Raw genomic sequence first — 2,346 nt, forward strand, 5'->3', positions numbered from 1 at the left:
GCTCGGGCAGGCCGGCGGCCAGGACGGCGGCGTCCCCGGCCGCCAGCAGCTGCGCCAGCTGCTCCGGCCCGTCGGCGGCCAGCCGCAGCACCCGCTCGGGCTCGGCCACGACAGCCGGCCGCACGGGCGCAAGAGCGGGCGAGGAGCCTGCATCGGGGGCCTGCTCCAGCACCACGTGGGCGTTGATACCGCCGAAGCCGAAGGCGTTCACCGCCGCGCGCCGCGGGCCCGGACCGGGCTCCCAGGGCTGTGCCGCGCCGATGGTGCGAAAGCGGGTCGCGGCCAGGGCCGGGTGCGGGTCGTCGCAGTGCAGCGTGGGCAGCAGCAGCCCGTGGTGCACCGCGAGCGCCGCCTTGACGAGGCCCGCGATGCCGGCGGCCGGCATGGTGTGGCCGATCATCGACTTGACCGAGCCGAGCACCGAGCGCTCCGAACCCTCCGACGCCCGGCCGAACACTGCGGCCAGCGTGGTGAGTTCGGCGGCGTCGCCGGCCGGGGTCGCGGTGCCGTGCGCCTCCAGCAGGCCGAGCGCGTCGGGCGCGGCCGGGTCGAGCCCGGCCGTCCTCCAGGCCGCCCGCACCGCCCGGCTCTGCCCGCCGGGGTCGGGGTTGGTGAGCCCGGCTGTCCGGCCGTCGCCGGCCACCCCGGTACCCCGGATCACCGCGTAGACGCGGTCCCCGTCGCGCTCGGCGTCAGCGAGCCGCTTGAGCACCACCACGCCGGTGCCCTCGCCGATCAGGATGCCGTCGGCCTGCCGGTGGAACGGGCGGATCCGCTGGCTCGGGGAGAGCGCCCGCAGCTGGGCGAACACGCTCCACAGTGTGACGTCGTGGCAGTGGTGCACCCCGCCCGCGAGGACCGCGTCGCAGCGTCCGCTCGCCAGCTCGCCCACCGCCTGGTCCACCGCGACGAGCGACGACGCGCAGGCCGCGTCCACGGTGTAGGCGGGGCCGCGCAGGTCGAGCCGGTTGGCCAGCCGGGAGGCGGTCAGGTTCGGCACCAGGCCGATCGCCGACTCCGGCTGGTCCGGCCCAAGTCGCCGCACGAACGCCTCTCGCACGCGGTGTAGTTGAGTGTCGGTCAGTTCTGGCAGCAGCTCGCCGAGGGTGCGGACCAGCTGGTGCGCGCTGCGCACGCGCTGGTCGAGCCGGACCAGGCCCGGCGTCAGGTACCCGCCGCGGCCCAGCACCACCCCGATCCGGTCGCGGTCCGGGAGACGGTCGGCTCCGCCGGCGTCGGCGATGGCCGCCGCGGCGACCTGGAGCGCGATCAGCTGGTCGGGCTCGGTGCCGGCGAGCGAGTTCGGCATCAGGCCGAACCGGGTCGGCTGCACCTCGGCCAGCCCGTCGACGAAGCCGCCGCGCCGGCAGTACAGCCGGTCCGGCGCGGCCGGCCCAAAGGCGGCCTCCGGGTCGTAGTACTCCGCGTCCCAACGCCCCTCGGGGACGTCCGTGATCGCGTCGACGCCGTCGACCAGGTTCCGCCAGTAGGCCGCCAGGTCGGGCGCGCCGGGCAGCAGTACCGCCATGCCCACCACCGCCACAGGGGGCAGCTGGGTTCCGGTCAGGGACACCGCGCCGTCACCAGCCTGACGCGGTGTAGACCACGGACGGTACCGACTCCTCGCCCCAGGCCAGCTCGCGCAGTAGTGCCAGCGTGCCCGCGTCCGGATCGATCAGCCGTACGCCCCGCCGCCGGTAGTCCCGGGCCAGCTCCTCGGAGACCATGCCGCCGTGTGCTCCGGACGGCGCCCACGGGCCCCAGTGGACGGTCAGCGCCCGGCCGCCGGTCCGCAGCGTCCAGCGGGCGCCCAGCTCCTCCAGCGCGTCGTTCGCCGCGGCGTAGTCGGCCTGGCCGCGGTTGCCCAGCGCGGCCGCGATACTGCCGAAGAGCACGGTGAACCGCGGCCCGTCCGGGAGTTCGGCCAGCGCGTCGAGCAGGGCGGCGGCGCCGTGCGCCTTGGTGGCGAAGACCCGCCGGAACGACTCCGGATCCTTCTCCGCCAGCACCTTGTCCTCGATCACGCCCGCGGCATAGACCACGCCGTCCAGCCGGCCGTACTCGGCGTGCACCTCCTTGACGGCCTGCCGGAGGGCGGCCGGATCGGCAGCGTTCACCGTCCGGTAGCGGGCCGGCGAGCCCAGCGCGGACAGCTCGTCGAGCGTCGCCGCGACCTCGCGACCGGCCAGCAGGCGGGACGCCGCGGCGTCGACCTGCGGCAATGGGACGCCCTGCCGGGCGAGTGCGGCCCGTAGCGCGGAGCGGTCGCGGGCGGCGGCCGTCGCCGGGTCCTCGGGGCCCTCCGGGGCGGCGGTCCGGCCCAGCAGCTCCAGGCGGCAGTGGCAG

2 protein-coding genes are annotated in these 2,346 nt (G+C 76.4%); both read right to left on the minus strand.

Annotation, left to right across the window (positions count from 1 at the left end; translation table 11 throughout):
- Nucleotides 1–1,528: polyketide synthase (locus tag BG452_RS32940; RefSeq protein WP_262986082.1), on the minus strand; the 1,528-nt coding region annotated here is incomplete at its 3' end.
- A 52-nt stretch (nt 1,529–1,580) separates the two neighbouring features.
- Nucleotides 1,581–2,346 (minus strand): SDR family oxidoreductase (locus tag BG452_RS32945; RefSeq protein WP_188308016.1); only part of this gene is annotated, 766 nt, incomplete at its 5' end.

Source organism: Streptomyces sp. CBMA123, from assembly GCF_014596465.1.
Classification (GTDB): domain Bacteria; phylum Actinomycetota; class Actinomycetes; order Streptomycetales; family Streptomycetaceae; genus Kitasatospora.